16 protein-coding genes are annotated in these 17,719 nt (G+C 63.3%); 7 read left to right on the top strand and 9 right to left on the bottom strand.

What is annotated here, in order from left to right; all coding sequences use genetic code 11:
- Positions 1-60: 60 nt before the first annotated feature.
- The 8 genes from ASC48_RS02325 to ASC48_RS02290 all read right to left on the bottom strand — a co-directional run bounded on the left by ASC48_RS02325 (position 61) and on the right by ASC48_RS02290 (position 9,241).
- Entirely contained in the window at positions 61-1,065 is a 1,005-nt protein-coding gene (locus tag ASC48_RS02325) for a TAXI family TRAP transporter solute-binding subunit (RefSeq protein WP_055454178.1), read from the bottom strand.
- Between the two features lie 239 nt (positions 1,066-1,304).
- Complete coding sequence (locus tag ASC48_RS02320; RefSeq protein ID WP_055454177.1) at positions 1,305-2,225, bottom strand: homocysteine S-methyltransferase family protein; 921 nt, start codon at positions 2,223-2,225, stop codon at positions 1,305-1,307.
- Positions 2,226-2,267: 42 nt separating this feature from the next.
- A complete protein-coding gene (locus ASC48_RS02315; RefSeq protein WP_055454176.1) occupies positions 2,268-2,957 on the bottom strand; it encodes an ABC transporter permease in 690 nt (229 codons plus the stop codon).
- Between the two features lie 9 nt (positions 2,958-2,966).
- Positions 2,967-3,692, bottom strand: coding sequence for an ABC transporter permease (locus tag ASC48_RS02310; protein ID WP_055454175.1), 726 nt, complete (start codon positions 3,690-3,692; stop codon positions 2,967-2,969).
- Between the two features lie 325 nt (positions 3,693-4,017).
- On the bottom strand, positions 4,018-4,791 hold the full coding sequence (locus ASC48_RS02305; RefSeq protein ID WP_055454174.1) for a transporter substrate-binding domain-containing protein: 774 nt from the start codon (positions 4,789-4,791) through the stop codon (positions 4,018-4,020).
- Positions 4,792-4,823: 32 nt separating this feature from the next.
- Positions 4,824-5,603 (bottom strand): ABC transporter ATP-binding protein, encoded by a 780-nt coding sequence (locus ASC48_RS02300; protein WP_055454173.1) that lies wholly within the window; start codon positions 5,601-5,603, stop codon positions 4,824-4,826.
- Between the two features lie 233 nt (positions 5,604-5,836).
- Positions 5,837-7,126, bottom strand: a complete 1,290-nt coding sequence (gene rhaI / locus ASC48_RS02295; RefSeq protein ID WP_055454172.1) for an L-rhamnose catabolism isomerase — start codon at positions 7,124-7,126, stop codon at positions 5,837-5,839.
- A 12-nt stretch (positions 7,127-7,138) separates the two neighbouring features.
- Positions 7,139-9,241, bottom strand: a complete 2,103-nt coding sequence (locus ASC48_RS02290; protein WP_055454171.1) for a bifunctional rhamnulose-1-phosphate aldolase/short-chain dehydrogenase — start codon at positions 9,239-9,241, stop codon at positions 7,139-7,141.
- Between the two features lie 188 nt (positions 9,242-9,429).
- Here ASC48_RS02290 and ASC48_RS02285 point away from each other — a divergent pair, with 188 nt between their 5' ends.
- From ASC48_RS02285 to ASC48_RS02255, 7 genes are all read left to right on the top strand, one after another.
- Positions 9,430-10,236 (top strand): DeoR/GlpR family DNA-binding transcription regulator, encoded by an 807-nt coding sequence (locus tag ASC48_RS02285; RefSeq protein WP_055454170.1) that lies wholly within the window; start codon positions 9,430-9,432, stop codon positions 10,234-10,236.
- 60 nt (positions 10,237-10,296) lie between these two features.
- The gene (gene rhaS / locus ASC48_RS02280) at positions 10,297-11,289 is read left to right on the top strand and encodes a rhamnose ABC transporter substrate-binding protein (protein ID WP_055454169.1); all 993 of its coding nucleotides are present in this window, start codon (positions 10,297-10,299) and stop codon (positions 11,287-11,289) included.
- Between the two features lie 112 nt (positions 11,290-11,401).
- Positions 11,402-12,985: a sugar ABC transporter ATP-binding protein gene (locus ASC48_RS02275; RefSeq protein WP_409841729.1), complete on the top strand. Its 1,584-nt coding sequence runs from the start codon at positions 11,402-11,404 to the stop codon at positions 12,983-12,985.
- Positions 12,982-13,965 (top strand): ABC transporter permease, encoded by a 984-nt coding sequence (locus tag ASC48_RS02270; RefSeq protein ID WP_055454168.1) that lies wholly within the window; start codon positions 12,982-12,984, stop codon positions 13,963-13,965. The genes ASC48_RS02275 and ASC48_RS02270 overlap by 4 nt, the downstream gene beginning before the upstream one ends.
- Positions 13,962-15,008, top strand: a complete 1,047-nt coding sequence (locus ASC48_RS02265; RefSeq protein WP_208975495.1) for an ABC transporter permease — start codon at positions 13,962-13,964, stop codon at positions 15,006-15,008. The genes ASC48_RS02270 and ASC48_RS02265 overlap by 4 nt, the downstream gene beginning before the upstream one ends.
- Before the next feature lies 1 nt (position 15,009).
- Positions 15,010-15,324 carry an L-rhamnose mutarotase gene (gene rhaM / locus ASC48_RS02260; protein ID WP_019965533.1) on the top strand — a complete coding sequence of 105 codons (315 nt, stop codon included), beginning with the start codon at positions 15,010-15,012 and terminating at the stop codon, positions 15,322-15,324.
- A 6-nt stretch (positions 15,325-15,330) separates the two neighbouring features.
- Positions 15,331-16,722, top strand: a complete 1,392-nt coding sequence (locus tag ASC48_RS02255; RefSeq protein ID WP_055454167.1) for an FGGY-family carbohydrate kinase — start codon at positions 15,331-15,333, stop codon at positions 16,720-16,722.
- Between the two features lie 7 nt (positions 16,723-16,729).
- On the opposite strand, the gene kdgR is transcribed toward ASC48_RS02255, so the two are convergent.
- Positions 16,730-17,551, bottom strand: a complete 822-nt coding sequence (kdgR, locus tag ASC48_RS02250) for a DNA-binding transcriptional regulator KdgR (RefSeq protein WP_055454166.1) — start codon at positions 17,549-17,551, stop codon at positions 16,730-16,732.
- Positions 17,552-17,719: the final 168 nt, after the last annotated feature.

The raw sequence follows: 17,719 nt of genomic DNA, 5'->3' as shown, positions 1-17,719 counted from the left end.
CGCGACAATAGCAATCGGCCCGGAAACGGGTGTTCCGGGCCGTGCTGTGCCGGGTCAGGCTTACTTCAGGAGGCCGGCTTCGCGGTAGAACTTCTCGGCGCCCGGATGCAGCGGGATGCCGATGCCGTCGAGAGCGGATTCCTTGGTGATCGACTTGCCCTTGGCGTGGCCGGTGTCCAGCAGCTTGCGGGTATTGTCGTTCCACAGCGCTTTGGTGATCTCGTAGACGAGGTCTTCGCTTTCGTCCGAGCTGGTGATCCACTGGGCGCCAACGGCCACCGTCGTTGTGGCCGGAACGCCTTCATAGACGCCTTCCGGCACGTCGGAGCTGGCGAAGAAGGCATGCTTGCTGGTCAGGCTTGCAGCTGTTTCACCGTCGATTGGCACAAGCTTGATCTTGGCGGCGGAAGCCAGTTCCACGATGGCGCCGGTCGGGTAGCCGCCGACGAAGAAGAAGGCGTCGATCTGGCCGTTGCGCAGCGCGTCGCTGGCAGCATCCGGCTTCAGGGCTTCGGCGGTAACGTCCGCAACGCCAAGACCGGCGGCTTCGAGGATCAGGTTGGCATCGACATAGGTGCCGGAGCCCGGCTCATCGAGGGAAACGCGCTTACCCTTCAGATCGGCAACCGAGTTGATGCCGCTGTCAGCCAGGGCCACCAGATGGATATGCTCGGGGAAGAGGGCGGCGATGGCGCGCAGCTTTTCCGCCGGGGGCTGGCCCTGCATGGTGCCTGTGCCGGTATAGGCCCAGTAGGCAACGTCCGACTGGGCAAAGCCCGAATTGCGCAAGCCCGAAGAAATGGCGTTCAGGTTGTCAACCGAACCGCGCGAGGACACGGCCGAGGCAATCAGGCCCGGAACGCCGCAGCTTCCGCCTTCCTCGCAGGGGCGCGAGCCGGGAGGATTGGAGATGGCATTGGCGATGACGCCGCCCACCGGATAGTAGGTGGCAGCCGTGCCGCCCGTACCGATGGTGAAGAACTTGATATCCTGCGCAGCAGCAGGCGCCATGAGGCTGGCCGTCAGGGCTGCTGCGGTAAGGGCGCTTTTGAAAAAGAAAAACATGTAGTCCCGTTCCTCTCTGCTGTTTTCAGCTTGTTTTTCCCGGTCCCTGTTCCTGCTACGCAAAGGCAAGCCTCCGCTATTGAGAAAAGGGCGAGGTGAAGGGCTGACACGGATGACCCGGACATCTGCCCGGAATCGCATCATGAAAAAAACTCTATCAGGTTTGAACAGAACTGCACCGGCAAAATTGCCGGTGCGCCATGATATTTTCTCAGTTTATCTGGGAACTGAGGGTTTCTTCAGGCCGCATGGTCCTTAAGCCTGTTGGCAAGGCTGTGAATGTGGCTGGCGCCGATGCCGCAGCAGCCGCCGACGAGGGTGGCGCCAGCATCCACCCAGTCGCAGGCAAAGCCGGTGTAGCGGTCGCCGGTCAGGTCGGCGCGGGTGCTGTGCAGGGTTTCATTGGCCGCGCCGTCATCGGTGTTGCTTTCAAAGGCATTGGCATAGACGCCGAGGTCCAGCTTCACGCCTTTTGCGGCGAAGACGGCTGAGGCGGCCTTGATGGCGCTGGCCATGATTTCCGGCTTGGCGCAGTTGAACAGGAGTGCCGCCGCGCCCGAGCCTGCGGCCCATTCGGCAGCCTCTGTCACTGTTTCCCCACCGCGCAGCTTCGGTTTGGCGATGGCCGCTTCCGTGTCTGCATCTTCCAGCGTGAAGGACACCCAGAAGGGGCGGTTGGTGCCCCCGGTGGCGATGCGCACGGCTTCGCCTTCGGCAATGAGGCTCAGCGTCTCTCCCAGCCAGACGTCCGCATAGGGGCTTAGTTCTTCAACCAGGACGGAGAGATAGTCCTGCACGCGGGCGGGATCGAAATTCTGCGGCTCGTAGGAGCCGAAGATGGGGGGCAGGCCGCCCGCGACCAGCACCTTGCGGGAGGTTTCCGCGTCTGCGGCTTCCCGGGCAAGGCGGCCGGAAAGGGCGATCAGGGCGCGGCCTTCCTTGGCAAAACGCTCTTCGCCGATGTGGTAGGGCACCAGCGCGTAGCTGTTGGTGGTGATGACATCGGCGCCCGCAGCGATGAATTCCTCATGCACCTGCCGCACGATGTTGGGCGTGTCTATGAGGGCAAGGGCCGACCATTCCGGCTGCTTCAGCTCGGCGCCGAGCCGCACCAGTTCGCGGCTCATGCCGCCGTCGAGGATACGGATGTTGCTGGCCATGGGATGCTCCTTCGCGGGTTCGGGGGCTGCAGGGTTGCGCCGTCAGCGGCGCACGGGCACCTGCGCCTCCACATGCTTGAAAATGCGGGTGAGGATGATGGTCAGGCCCACATAGAAGAGCGTGACCACGATCAGCGGTTCATAGACGAGCAGCGTATCCTGCCGCACCTTGTAGGCAACCGCGTAGAGATCCATCACCGTGACGGTGAAGGCGAGCGGGGTGGCCTTGAGCTGCAGCACGATTTCGCCGGTGATGCTGGGCAGCGCCGTGCGGATGGCGCGTGGCAGCCAGATGCGCCGCAGCAGCAGGAAGGGCGTCATGCCGAAGGCGCGCCCGGCTTCCAGCTCGCCCTTGGGCACGCTCAGCAGTGCGCCGCGCAGGATTTCGGCCTGATAGGCGGCGTGGTTGAGCGTGAAGCTGACGGCGGCGAAGAAGAAGCCCTCGCGCAGGATGGGCCAGAGGAAGCTGCCGCGCAGGCCTGGCACCATCGGCAGCAGCGAGCCGACGCCATAATAAAGCAGCCAGAGCTGGATCAGCAGAGGTGTGCCCCGGAAGAAGCCGCAATAGCCGCGCGCCAGCAGCTTCAGCCAGCGCGGCCCGGATACCTGCGCCAGCGCCAGGCCGATGGCGAGGACGAAGCCGATGCTGACGGAAATGCCGAGAAGGGCAACCGTCTGCCAGGCGCCGGACAGAAGCAGCGGGGTGTATTTGCCAAGCCAGGAGAAATCCATCCGCTCCTCCTATGCCCGGCTGTGGGCCGGCTGGCCGCGGCGCGTGCGCCGCTCCAGCAGGTTGAACACACGGGTGGAGACAAGGCTGATGATCAGATAGAGCACCGCCGCCGCCGCGAAGAACAGGAAATACTGCTTGGTGTTACCCGCCGCGATCCGCGTCGCCAGTGCCAGCTCCTGATAGCCGACAACGGCAATGAGGGCACTGTCCTTGGTGACGGACATCCACAGATTGGCAAGGCCCGGCATGGCATTGGGGATCATCGCCGGCAGGATGATGCGGCGGAATCGCAAGGAAGGCCGCATGCCGAAAGCGGCCGCCGCCTCGATCTGGCCGATGGGCACGGCAACAATGGCACCGCGGAACACTTCCGTCATATAGGCGCCCTGGACGATGCCGAGCACGGCGACGGCGGCCACGAAGCCGTTCACCTCGATGGTGGGCAGTCCGATGGCAGTGAGCAGCCGGTTCAGGCCGTCGGTGCCGGCATAATAGAGGCCGATGATCAGGATGAGTTCGGGAATGGCGCGGATGGCGGTGGTGTAGCCATCGAGCAGGGCAGAGGTCACGCGCCCGCCCTTGAGCTTGCCCCAGGCCCCCAAGAGGCCCAGCACCATGCCGGTGAGGTAAGCGCCGAGCGAAATGGCGATCGTCGACGCAGCCCCGGCCAGCAGCACACCGCCCCAGCCGGGAGGCGAGGGTGCCAGAAGCTCAAGATAGGTCAGGTTCGCCATGCTGCCTCTGGGACAATCCAATAAAGTCTTTGGCCTGCGGCCTTTGCCCCCAATGAGGGGTGTTGAATTCGGACCGTCAGCCAGGCTCCAACTCCTCTCCCCTCCCTTGAGGGGGAGATGCCCCCGGCAGGGGGTAGAGGGGGTAACGGACTATCCGCTCATGAGAGGTGATGCTGTGATGAAGCGCTGCTACCCCCCTTTGTCTGCTGGCGCAGACATCTCCCCCTCAAGGGTGGAGGGCGCTGCGGCCTGTTTGCACGCTCAGCCTCTCAGAAGAGGCCGGAAGAGGCGCTGACGCCTCCCCCTGCCTCGTTGTTCCCTCAGATCACTCGCCGTAAGGATCGAACGTGAAGTACTTGTCCGAGATTTCCTTGTACTTGCCGCTGGCGCGGACGGCGGCGATGGCCGCGTTCAGCTTGGCCTGAAGTTCCGTGTCGTCCTGACGCAGGCCGCCGCCGATGCCGGAGCCCAGCACGGCCGGGTCGTCGGCCACGTTGCCCTTGTCCTCGCAGCAGCTTTCGCCGTAGCTGGACTTCAGGAACTCTTCCAGCGGCATGGCATCGCCGAACACATAGTCGATGCGCCCGGCGGCGAGGTCCTGGAAGGCCTCATCCAGGGTGGCATAGGTTTTTTCTTCTGCCTTGTCCTTGAAGTACTTGGCATAATAGTCGGACTGGATGGTCGAGACCTGAATGCCGATGATCTTGCCGGCGACGTCATTGGGGCCTGCACCCATGATGCCGTCCTTGGCGCCGATCAGCTTGCTGGGCGTGTTGTAGTACTTGTCCGTGAAGGCAATGGTCTTCTTGCGCTCTTCGGTGATGGACATGGAGGACCAGATCACGTCGATCTTCTTTGCCTGCAGGCCGGGGATCAGCCCGTCCCAGGCGATGTCGACGATCGAGCACTGCTCCTTCATTTCCTCGCAGACGGCATTCATCAGGTCGATTTCCCAGCCCACCCACTTGCCGGAGGCATCCTTGGTGAAGAAGGGCGGATAGGGCTCGTTCATCACGCCGAAGCGCAGTTCGGCGGAGGCGGAGACGGAGCTTGCCGCAAGCGCGGCGCTGGTGAGGAGAATGGACAGAAGCTTTTTCACGGTGTTTCCCCGTTTATGCTGGTGATTGGGTCTCAGTGTCTCAAAGAGGCGGTGAATTCGCGGCAGCGGGCGCTTTCCGGTGCACCGAACACCTTCTCCGGCGTGCCTTCCTCTTCCACGCGGCCCTGATGCAGGAACATGACGTGGCTGGAGACATCGCGCGCAAAACTCATCTCGTGGGTGACGAGCACCATGGTGCGCCCTTCGGCGGCCAGATCGCGGATGACTTTCAGCACCTCGCCGACAAGTTCTGGATCAAGCGCGGAGGTGGGCTCGTCGAAGAGCATCACCGAAGGCTCCATGCACAGGGCGCGGGCGATGGCGGCGCGCTGCTGCTGGCCGCCCGACAGAAAGGCCGGATAGGCATCGCGCTTGTCATGAAGGCCGACCTTGGCCAGCAGCGCCTCGGCCCGCTCCACGGCCTCGCGCCGGTTCTGGCCCAGCACATGGACAGGGGCTTCGATGACATTTTCCAGTACGGTCATGTGCGCCCACAGATTGAAGTTCTGGAACACCATGGACAGCCCGGTGCGCAGGCGCTCGATCTGGCGCCAGTTGGCCGGGTGCAGGCGGCCATGCCGGTCCGGCTTCAGCGCCACTTCCTCGCCATTGACGACGAAGCGGCCCCGGTCGGGCTGTTCCAGAAAATTGAGGCAGCGCAGGAAGGTGCTCTTGCCAGCTCCCGATGAGCCGATGAGGGAGATCACATCGCCCTTGCGGGCGGTCATCGAAATGCCTTTCAGCACTTCGTTGGGGCCGTAGCTTTTATGGACGTCCTCCACCTCAAGGGCAAAGGCGGGCTCATGCGTCATGGGCAGCCGTTCCGCGTTGTTTCAACCGCCTGTTAGCCCGGTTTTGCCAGCTTGCCAATTGGCATGCGGACGTTTGGGAAAGATATTTCCTTTGGAAGGCGGCAGGCAGAGCTGCTGTTTTGTTGGGGCCTTGCCAAGAGGGAGAGGCTCCCAACGTCAAAAACAGTTCACCCCGGATCACGCAAGCATGTCCGGGGTGATGGAGAGGTTTCAGGTCAGTCCGTTGCCCGCTTCTACACAATCCCCCCGCCAGCGCCGGACACCGCCGGGCGGACTTCTGCGGCGCGGGCGCGGTAACCGGAGGCGCGGTAGGTGGAGACGGGATCGATGGCGCCGCCCGATTCCAGACGGGCCATGGCGAGGATGGGCTCCACATCGGTGCGGAAGGCGGTCTTCAGCGTGGTGGTGGCCATCAGCGCATCATTGCTGTCCTGGAAGCCGTCGAGCGCCTTGCGGTCCACCAGCAGGGCCTGAGCATAGGCGCGCTGCACCTCCATGGCGCTGACCATCAGGCTTTCGATCGGGTCGGTGACATTGTGCGACTGGTCCAGCATGTGGGAAGGAGCAAAGCCCGGCGCCTTGCGGGTTTCCGCGTCCACCAGCTCGTTGAAGACGAGGAACAGCCGGTAGGGATCGACCGAGCCGGTGTCGAGATCGTCATCGCCGTATTTGCTGTCGTTGAAATGGAAGCCGCCCAGCTTGCCGAACTGGATGAGGCGGGCGACGATCATTTCGATGTTCACGTTGGGCGCGTGGTGGCCCAGATCAACGAGGCAGAAGGCCTTGGGCCCCAGTTCCCGCGCGATGAGATAGTTTGTGCCCCAGTCCTGCACCACGGTGGAATAGAAGGCGGGCTCATACATCTTGTGCTCGGTGAAGAGCCGCCAGTCCTCCGGCAGGGCGGCGTAGATCTGGCGGGCAGCCTCCAGATAGCGCTCGAACTGGCGGGTGAAATGCGCCTGTCCGGGGAAATTGGAGCCGTCGCCGATCCACACGGTCAGCGCCTTCGAGCCAATGGCGCGGCCAAGCTCGATACATTCGATGTTGTGTTCCACCGCTTGCGCACGGGTGGCAGCATCCGTGTGGGAGAGGGAGCCGAACTTGTAGGAATGGGCCTGTCCGGCCTGATCCTGGAAGGTGTTGGAGTTCATGGCGTCAAAGCCGAGGCCGAGGCTGTCCGCCTTGGCCTTCAGGTCTGCCGGATCGGCCTTGTCCCAGGGAATATGCAGGGAGACGGAGGGCGTTGCCCGGGTCAGCTGCTGGATGACGCCGCAATCTTCCAGCTTGTCGAAGATGTGGCGCGGCTCGCCTGCGCCGGGGAACCGGGCAAAGCGGGTGCCTCCGGTGCCAACGCCCCAGGAGGGCACGGCGACGCCATAGGCGGCAACCTTCGCCTTCACCGCGTTGATATCGATGCCCCGGCGGGCGAGCCGCTCGCCAAGGCTGTCATAGTCGCGCAAGAGGTCCGCTTTGCGGGCGGCATTGTCCTTCTCAAGGACATCAGAACCGATCATCTGGGGCATGAATGGCCTCCGTCAGCGGGTGAAGGACTGGACGTTGCCTGCGTCCACGTTGATGATGTTGCCGGTGGACTTAGCGGAGGCCTCGCTGGCGAAGAAATAGGTGGCCTCTGCAATGTCTTCCGGCAGCACGGAGCGCTTCAGCAGCGAGCGCTGACGGTAATGCTCTTCCAGATCCGCCGTGTCCTTGCCATAGGCCTGTGCCCGTTCCTTCAGCCAGTCGCCCGACCAGATCTTGGAGCCGCGCAGCACCGCATCCGGGTTGACCACGTTGACGCGGATGCCATCCGGCGCCCCTTCCAGCGCAAGGCAGCGCGCAAGGTGGATTTCCGAGGCCTTGGCCGTGCAATAGGCGCTGGCGCCGGGGGAGGCGGCAAGGCCGTTCTTGGAGGCGATGAAGATGATCGAGCCGCCAATCCCTTGCGCCTTCATCACCTTGAAGGCGCTGCGGGAAACAAGGAAATAGCCGGTCGAAAGGATCGACATGTTCCTGTTCCACAGCTCAAGGCTGGTTTCCTCGATGGGCGCCGAGGAAGCGATACCGGCGTTCGACACCAGAATGTCGATGCCGCCGAATTCCGTGCAGGCTTCCGCATAGGCCCGCTCAACGGCGTCCTCGCTGGTCACATCCATGACCACGGTGCGCACCACGTCGCCGGAATGGCGGGCGGCCAGGCGCTCTGCCGTCTGGGCGAGGGAGTTGGCGTCGATATCAGCCAGCACCACGCAGGCGCCTTCGCTCATCAGCCGCTCCGCCGTTGCCGAGCCGATACCGCCAGCTCCGCCGGTGACAAAGGCGACACGGCCGGCAAGGCTCTTGGGTTTGGGCATGCGCTGGAGCTTGGCTTCCTCAAGCAGCCAGTACTCGATGTCGAAGGCTTCCTGCTCCGGCAGGCCGCAATAGGTGGAAACGCCTGAAGCGCCGCGCATCACGTTGATGGCGTTGACGTAGAACTCGCCCGAGATGCGGGCCGTGGCCTTGTCCTTGGCGAAGGTGATCATGCCGACGCCGGGCACCAGATAGACAACGGCATTGGGATCACGCAGGGCCGGGCTGTCCGCATGCTTGCAGCGCTCGTAATAGGCCGTGTAGTCCTGCCGGTAGGCGGCAACGGCATCGGGCAGACCCTTGAGCACCGCGTCCACATCCGGGTTTGCCGGATCAAGGTTTACCACCAGCGGGCGGATCTTGGTGCGCAGGAAATGGTCCGGGCAGCTGGTGCCAAGGGCCGCGAGGGCCTCCATGTCCTTCGCGCAGACGAATTCCAGCACGGCACCGCTGTCGTCAAAGTGGCCGGCCATGTGCTGCTGGCCGCTGACCATGCCGCGTATTGCGGGCATCAGGCGGGCGGCAATGGCGCGGCGCTGATCACGCGGCAGGATGGGGTGCTTCTGGCCGCCGAAAGCGGCCTTGCCGGCCAGCTTGCCCTCGAACCAGGCCATCGCCTTGTTGATGATTTCGATGGTCGTTTCGTAGCAGGTGCGCGCATCATCGGCCCAGGTGAACAGGCCATGGCTTTCCAGCACGACGCCGCGTGCTTCCGGGTTTTCAAGGCAGAATTTTTCCAGCCACAGGCCCAGTTCATAGCCGGGGCGCTTCCACGGCAGCCAGCCGATGTCCTTGCCGAAGATCTCTTCCGTCAGCGCTTTGCTGTCCTTTGAGGCGGCAATGGCTATGATCGCGTCCGGGTGCATGTGGTCCACGTGCTTTTTCGGCACATAGGCATGCAGCGGCGTGTCGATGGAGGCGGCACGCGGGTTGAGATTGAAGGTGCAGTGGGGCAGCAGTCCCACCATCTCGTCCTCGAAGGCGGCGCCCCGGTAAATGCCCTTCAGCGCCCGCAGCTTGTCCATGTAGAGCGTGGCAAACCCGTCGAGCTTGATGGTGCCCACGTCACCGCCGGAGCCCTTGACCCAGAGCACTTCCACCATTCCACCGGTCAGCGGATCCTTTTCCATCACCTTGGCAGAGGTGTTGCCGCCGCCGTAGTTGGTGATGCGCTTGTCGGACCCGAGCAGGTTCGAGCGGTAGAGCAGGCGGCCGGATTCGGTCATGGCAGAGGCCTTGGCCTCATCCCACAGGTTTGCGAGCCGGGAACCGGCGGCGGAATCAGTCATGTCTTCCTCCCAAGGACAAGCTGGACCGATGCCAGCTTTTGACCGGAGACTTGCCGTGATGCGTCTCTTTGTCAATCAGTTTCGATCACTATCGATCAAAAATGACGCTGCATTGCATCAATATGACGAATCGTGATTGACACTGCGCGAATTTGATGGAAGTCTGAGCGGGACTTCGGGAGGAATGCATGCACGAGAAAGAGCGCCACAGGATCATCTTGTCCGCCGTTCAGGACCGTCCGGTCGTGACTGTTGCGGAACTGGTGGCGCTGACCGATTCCTCGGAAGCGACCATCCGCCGGGATATCGCGGCGCTGCATGTGCAGAAGAAGCTGCGCCGGGTGCGCGGCGGGGCGGAATCGATCACGCCGCCGCAGTTCGTCGGGCTGGCAGGCCGTCCCTTCAGCGTCAACGAGGCGATCAACGCGCAGCAGAAGCGGGCGATTGCCCGGGCAGCGGTGGAGCTTTGCGCCGACGGCGATGCGATCATCATCAATGGCGGCACAACCACCTTCCAGATGGTGCATCCGCTGGCCAGCAAGCGCATGCAGATCTTCACCAACTCGTTCCCGATTGCCGAGCACCTGCTCAAGCATTCGAAGAACACGATCATCCTCTCCGGCGGGGTGATCTACCGGGAGCAGAACATCATCCTGAGCCCCTTCGACAATGACGTGACGCGCAATTTCTATGCACGGCGCATGTTCATGGGGGCGCAAGGTCTGGGCCCTCTGGGGCTGATGGAGGCGGATCCGCTTCTCATTCAGGCGGAGCAGAAGCTGATCGGACAGGCGGATGAACTGGTGGTGCTGGCGGACTCATCCAAATTCCGCAGCCGCTCCAGCCTGATCCTTTGCCCGCTTGACCGCATCACCACGGTGATCACTGACGAGGGTATTCCGGACAGCGCTGTGCAAATGCTGGAGCAGGCCGGGGTGCAGGTGATCGCAGCGCCCGTCGAGGCCGCTCAGGCGAGTGCCGCCGGCGGGGGCTGACGGAACAACGATTTCTGACCGGCGGGAGGAACAGCCGGTGGAATGACTGGGAGGAAGACAATGACATTCATGAAGACGCTTCTGGCGGCGACAGCTGTTGCCGCGCTCGCATTCTCCGCACCCGCTCATGCCGAGACCAAGCGCATTGCGCTGGTGGTGAAGGCGCTGGGCATCGGCTTCTTTGAAGCCGCCAACAAGGGCGCGCAGGAGGCTGCCAGGGAACTGGGCGATGTGGAGATCATCTACACCGGCCCGACCGGCACCACGGCTGAAGGCCAGATCGAGGTGATCAATGCGCTGATCGCCCAGAAGGTGGATGCGATTGCAATCTCGGCCAATGATCAGGACGCGCTGGTTCCGGCTCTGAAGAAGGCAATGGACCGCGGCATCACCGTCATTTCGTGGGACTCGGGCGTGGCACCGGAAGGCCGCCAGCTGCATCTCAATCCCTCGTCCAACCCGCTGATCGGCAACATGATCATCAAGCTGGCGGCAGATCACCTGCCGGAGGGCGGTGATGTGGCCGTTCTGTCGGCCTCTGCCACGGCGACGAACCAGAACATCTGGATCGAGGAGATGAACAAGGTCAAGGACAGCTACAAGGGCATCAATGTGGTCGCCACCGTCTATGGCGATGACCTTGCCGACAAGTCCTACCGTGAAGCCCAGGGCCTGATGCAGACCTATCCGGATCTGAAGGCGATCATTGCTCCGACCTCCGTCGGCATCGTCGCGGCGGCGCAGGCTGTCACCGATGCGGGCAAGGTTGGCAAGGTCAATGTGACGGGCCTTGGCCTGCCGTCAGAGATGGCCGGTCACATCAAGTCGGGTGCGTCCAAGTCCTTCGCCATCTGGAACCCGATCGACCTCGGCTATGCCGCTACGATGCTGTCCTACAACCTTGCCACCGGCAAGGCCGAAGCCAAGCCCGGCGCGCAAATTCCGATGGGCCGCATGGGCACCTTGACGCTGGATGGCACCAACACGGGCGCGATGGCTGACCCGTTTGTCTATGACAGCTCCAACATCGACGCCTTCAAGGACATTTTCTGAGACCTCCCAGGCCTCAAGAAGTGCCCGGCCGTGACATGCCGTCACTGATGCCGTCACTGGCCGGGCACCGTCCGCGATCCCGATGAAACATCACACATGACGCCGGGGTTCCATGCCCCGGCATAACCGGGGCATTGCCATGCTTGCCAACTTCCCGGATCAGCCGGGCGCCGCCTTGTATCCAGCCAGTGCGAAGGACCATCCGGTTCTTTCGCTGACCGGCATTTCCAAGTCCTTTCCGGGCGTCAAGGCGCTGTCGGGCGTGTCGCTGGATCTCTATCCGGGGCAGGTGACGGCGCTGATCGGAGAGAATGGCGCGGGCAAGTCCACCATCGTCAAGGTTCTGACCGGCATCTACCAGCCAGATGCAGGCGAGATCCGCATTGACGGCCAGTTGGTGACCTTTCCCGCAGCGGAAGCGGCCGCAAAGGCCGGGGTGACGGCAATCCATCAGGAAACCGTGCTCTTTGACGAGCTGACGGTCGCAGAGAACATCTTCATCGGCCATGCCCCGCGCGGCCGCTTCGGCCTCATCGACTGGCGCAAGATGCGGACACAGGCGCGGCGCCTGCTGGAGCGGATCGGCGCACAGATTGACCCGGATGTGCAACTGAAGGACCTCGGCATCGCCAGCCGCCATCTGGTGGCCATTGCCCGGGCACTGTCAATTGACGCCCGCGCCGTCATCATGGACGAGCCGACGGCGGCACTGTCGCACAAGGAAATCGAGGAAACCTATGAGCTGGTGGACCGGCTGAAGGCCGAAGGAAAGGCCATCCTCTTCATCAGTCACAAGTTCGATGAAATCTTCCGCGTGGCTGACCGTTACACAGTCTTCCGCGACGGGGAACTGGTGGGCGCAGGGCATATCCGCGATGTGCGCGAGGGCGACCTTGTGCGCATGATGGTGGGCCGCCCGGTGGATCAGGTGTTCCCCAAGCGCATCCCGAAGCTGGGCGGAGAGCTGCTGAAGGTGGTGGGCTACTCCCACCCGACCGAGTTCGAGGACATCAACTTCACCCTGCGCGCCGGTGAAATCCTTGGCTTCTATGGCCTTGTCGGTGCCGGGCGCAGCGAGTTCATGCAGGCGCTGTTCGGCATCACGAAACCTTCCAAGGGTGCGATCCGCATTGACGGGGAGGTGGCGGTGATCCGCTCCCCCAATGCGGCCATCCGGCAGGGCATCGTCTATGTGCCGGAGGACCGGGGCAAGCAGGGGGCCGTGAAGGGCCTGCCGATCTTTCAGAATGTCACCCTGCCGTCGCTGCAGGCAGTCTCCCGCAAGGGCTTTCTGAAGATGACGGAAGAGTTTGCGCTGGCACGGGACTACACCCGCCGGCTGGACCTGCGGGCGGCTGCGCTCGATCAGGATATCGGCCTCCTCTCGGGCGGCAACCAGCAGAAGGTGATTATCGCCAAATGGCTGGCGACCCGGCCCCGCGTCATCATTCTGGACGAGCCGACCAAGGGCATCGACATCGGCTCCAAGGCGGCGGTGCATGAGTTCATGGCAGAACTGGCGGCCGAAGGGCTCGCGGTCATTCTCGTCTCGTCCGAGATTCCGGAGGTACTGGGCATGTCCGACCGCGTGATCGTGATGCGCGAAGGGCGGATTGCCGCCGAATTCGAGGGAGAGGCGATGACGCCGGAAAATCTGGTGCGGGCCGCTGCCGGGATCGAGGAGGGCCACGCATGAACATCCGCCTTCCCCATGGCCGCGAGCTGGTGCTGGCAGGCGCAATGGTGGCGCTGACGGGGCTGATCGCCTCGCGTTTTCCCGGTTTTGTAGCGCCCGGCAATCTTGCCAGCGTGTTCAATGATACGGCACCGCTGATCATTCTGGCGCTGGGGCAGATGGCGGTGATCCTGACCCGTTGCATCGACCTGTCAGTGGCAGCCAATCTGGCGCTCACGGGCATGGTGGCGGCGCTGGTCAACACCATGATGCCGGATCTGCCGGTGCCGCTGATCATTCTCCTGTCCATCACTCTGGGTGCGGGACTCGGGCTGATCAACGGCCTGCTGGTCTGGCGCCTGTCGATCCCGCCGATTGTGGTAACGCTGGGCACGATGACCATCTTCCGGGGCATCATCTTCCTGATTTCCGAAGGGCGCTGGATCAACGCGCATCAGATGAGCGATGCCTTCAAGGCCTTTCCGCGCACGGTGGTTCTGGGCCTGCCGGTGCTGTCCTGGATCGCAATTGCGGTTGTCACCGGCTTTGCCATTCTGGTCACCCGCACCGCGCTGGGCCGCGCTTTCCATGCGGTGGGCGGCAATCCGCATGCGGCGCAATATGCAGGCATCGACACGGGCCGCACCCAATGCGCCGCCTTCGTGCTGTCCGGCGCGCTCGCTGGGCTCACCGGCTATCTCTGGGTGGCGCGCTATGCGGTTGCTTATGTGGATATTGCCGCTGGCTTTGAGCTGGACGTTGTGGCGGCCTGCGTCATCGGCGGCATTTCCATCGCTGGCGGTGCGGGCAGCGTGGCGGGTGCGGTGCTGGGGGCGCTGTTCCTCGGCATCATCAAGAACGCGCTGCCGGTGGTCAATGTTTCGCCCTTCTGGCAGCTCGCCATCTCCGGTTCGGCCATCCTGATTGCGGTGGCGGTGAATGTTACCCAGAACCGGCCGAAGGGCCGGGTCATCCTGAAAGCGGCGGAGCATACGGCATGACATCCGTTTCCCTTCCCACCCCCGGCTCCGGCTCCAGCTCTGGGGCGCCCAGCGGCGGGCGGCAGATCCCCGACCGGCTGCGCAGCCCGCTGCAGCGGATCACTTCAAGCTGGGAACTGATGCTCTTTGGCGTCGCCGTGGCGATTTTCATCCTGAATGCGCTGGCTTCGCCCTATTTTCTCGATCCGTGGAACCTGTCGGATGCCACGTTCAACTTCACCGAAAAGGCGATGATCGCCTTTGCCATGGCGCTGCTGATCATCTCCGGCGAGATTGACCTGTCGGTCGCCGCCATCATCGCACTCGCCTCAACCGCCATGGGCTATGCGGTGCAGATGGGGGCCGGCACGCCCACGCTGGTGGCCATCGGCCTCGGTGCCGGGCTGCTGTGCGGGGTGGTGAATGGCGCACTCGTTACAGGTCTGGGCCTGCCGTCGATTGTCGTCACCATCGGCACCATGAGCCTCTTCCGCGGCATCTCCTACATCGTGCTCGGCGACAAGGCCTTTACCGGCTATCCGGCGTCCTTCGCCTGGTTCGGGCAGGGCTATGTCTGGTGGGTGATCTCCTTCGAGCTGGTGCTCTTTGCCGTGCTAGCCGTGCTGTTCGGCCTGCTGCTGCATGCCACCACCTTCGGCCGGGCGGTCTATGCCATCGGCAACAATCCGGTGGCGGCGCTCTTTTCCGGCATCCGGGTGGCGCGGGTGAAGTTTGCCCTGTTCCTGCTCACCGGCCTCATGTCCGGCGTTGCCGCCGTATGCCTCACCTCCCGGCTCGGCGCCACGCGCCCGTCCATCGCCTCGGGTATGGAACTGGAGGTGGTGACCATGGTGGTGCTGGGCGGGGTCAGCATTCTGGGCGGAGCGGGCAGCATCGCCGGGGTCGTCATCGCGGCGCTGGTGATGGGGCTCGTCACCTTTGGTTTTGGTCTTCTCAACGTGCCGGGCATCGTCATGTCGATCTTCACCGGCCTGCTGCTGATCGGCGTCATCGCCCTGCCGCGCCTTGCCCGCCAGATCCTGCAGCGCCGCAAGGAAGCGTGAGATGGAGAAATATGCCTTCAAGATGAAACTCAATCCCGGCATGGAGGCCGAATACCGCCGCCGCCATGACGAGATCTGGCCGGAGCTGTCCGCCCTGCTGAAGGAGGCCGGCATCCGCGACTATTCCATCCATCTCGACCGGGAGACGAATATCCTCTTCGCCGTGATGTGGCGCGAGAGCGCGGAAAAGGTGGCAAGCCTTCCGGCATCTCCGGTGATGCAGCGCTGGTGGGCGCATATGGCCGATATCATGGAGACGAAGCCGGACAACGAGCCGGTGGCGATTGCGCTTGAAACCGTCTTCCACATGGACTGACCCGGCATGACCAGCTTGCGCAACATCGCGGTGATCGACATCGGCAAGACCAACGCCAAGGTGGCGGTGGTGGACATCGCGCGCCGGCAGGAACTGGGCGTGCGGCGGCGGCCGAACCTTGTGCTGAGGGATGGGCCCTATCCGCATTTCGATGTGGAAGGGCTCTGGAGCTTCTTTCTGGAAAGCCTGAAGGAACTGGCGGCAGAGCACCGGATCGGCGGCCTCAGCGTCACCACCCATGGCGCCTCCGCCGTGCTGCTGGATGCCTCCGGCAAGCTGGCCACACCTGTGCTCGACTATGAATTCACTGGCCCGGATGACCTTGCCGGCCAATACGATGCCCTGCGGCCCGATTTTGCGCAGACGGGCTCGCCGCGCCTGCCCATGGGGCTTAATCTTGGGGCGCAGCTTCACTGGCTGCTGGAAACGCAAGAGGGCCTGCGGGAGAGCACGGCGCAGGTTCTCACCTATCCGCAATACTGGACCTATCGCCTGACTGGCGTTGCTGCCTGCGAGGTGACGTCACTGGGCTGCCATACGGATCTGTGGAACCCGTTCGAGGGCGTGTTTTCGCCGCTGGTGTCACGGCTCGGCCTCGAGGGCTGCATGGCGCCGGTGCGCAAGGCTGGTGACGTGCTGGGGCCGCTGCTGCCGGATGTGGCGGAACGGGCCGGGCTGCCGGAAGGCCTCCCCGTTGCCTGTGGCATCCATGACAGCAACGCTTCGCTCTATCCGCATCTTCTGGTCCGGCAGGGGGCTTTCTCCGTCGTCTCCACTGGCACCTGGGTGATTTCGCTCAGCGTTGGGGGGGGGCACGTAACGCTCGATCCGGCCCGCGACACGCTGGTCAATGTCAATGCACTGGGTGGCGCGGTGCCGTCTGCCCGCTTCATGGGCGGGCGCGAGTTTGATCTGATGATGGAGGGGCATGACAGAGCCAGCACGGCTGCTGACGTGCAGCAGGTTCTGGACCGGTCCATCCTGCTTCTGCCCGCCGTCGAGCCGCGCTCCGGTCCGTTTCAGGGCCGGGTGCAGCGCTGGAGCGTGGACGAGGCCAGTCTGTCTGATGGCCAGCGCTACGTGGCGGTGTCCTTCTATCTGGCGCTTGTAACGGCGGAATGCCTTGCCATGACCGGAGGTGAAGGGCCGGTGATTGTGGAAGGACCGTTTGCCGCCAACCGGCTTTACCTCGCCATGCTGGAAGCCGCCACGGCCCGCAAGGTGCAGGTTGGTGACGGGTCGGTTACCGGTACCAGCACCGGCGCGGCGTTGCTGCTGGCGGGTGATGAAGGGCAGGCCGGGGAGGGCGCGGCGCAGGATGAGGCGGCGGCTGTCAGACCGGAAGACGGTCTTGCTGCCTATGCCGCAGCGTGGCGGCGGGCGGTGGCTGAGGGGTGAACTCCCCTCACACCAGCTTGTCCGGCGGGCAGCCCAGCGCGGTGGAGGCCTCGCGGGAGGCGGATTTCAGCAGCCCTGCGTATTCGGCCTTGCGGGTTTCATCGAAGCGGAACAGCGGGAAGGAAATGCTGATGGCGGCGATGGAGCGGCCCAGGTGGTCCAGAACCGGAATGGCCATGCAGCGCACACCGGCCTCGCTTTCCTCGATCTCTTCGGCAAAGCCCTGCGCGCGGACCTGAAGAATGGCGGCGAAAAGGGCGTCCGTGTCGGTGATGGTGCGCGGGGCCAGCTTCGGCAACTCCATGCGGGAGAGGCGCTCGCCGATCTCTTCGTCGCTGCGCCAGGCGAGCAGGGCCTTGCCCAGCGAGGTGCTGTGCAGAGGATTGCGGCGGCCGAGGGTGGACTGGGTAGAGAGGTTGTAGAAGGAATCATATTTGTGGATGTAGGCGACGCGCTGCTCCCGGTCGTCCATGACACCGAGATTGATGCATTCGCCCGTCGCCCTGGACAGGCGTCCCATCACCTTGTCGGCGATGCGGATCAGATCCGATTCCTCGTTGAGAGAGCGGGCGCCAAGGCTGAAGAGCTTGAGGGTGAGGCGGTATTTCTCCGTGTCCCCGTCCTGTTCGGCATAACCGAGGTCCACCATGGTCTGCAGCAGACGGTGGGCCGTGGTCTTTGACGTCATGGCCCGCTGGGCGATGACGGCAAGGCTTGCCTGCCGCTCGTCAACCAATGCCTCCAGCACGGCGAAAACCTTGAGGACCGCAGCGGCATTTTCGGTTTTGGATTCGGTTCTGGAAGAAGCCTTGAACTTGCTATCGGGCATTTTTCTCGTTCATTATTTTTTGAAATATCATTCTGAAATTTGAATTCCCATCTGTCAAGCTGCTGCTCGCAGGGCATGAACAAAGATTATGCAGGCGTGTAAAAATAACGATTCAATCGGTTTAATTGATTGCCAAGGCTTGAGGATTGTGGTTGCCTGATAATAACG

The sequence above is a fragment of the Pannonibacter indicus genome, from assembly GCF_001418225.1.
GTDB classification, from domain to species: domain Bacteria; phylum Pseudomonadota; class Alphaproteobacteria; order Rhizobiales; family Stappiaceae; genus Pannonibacter; species Pannonibacter indicus.
This window is presented reverse-complemented; position numbering and strand designations above follow the sequence as displayed.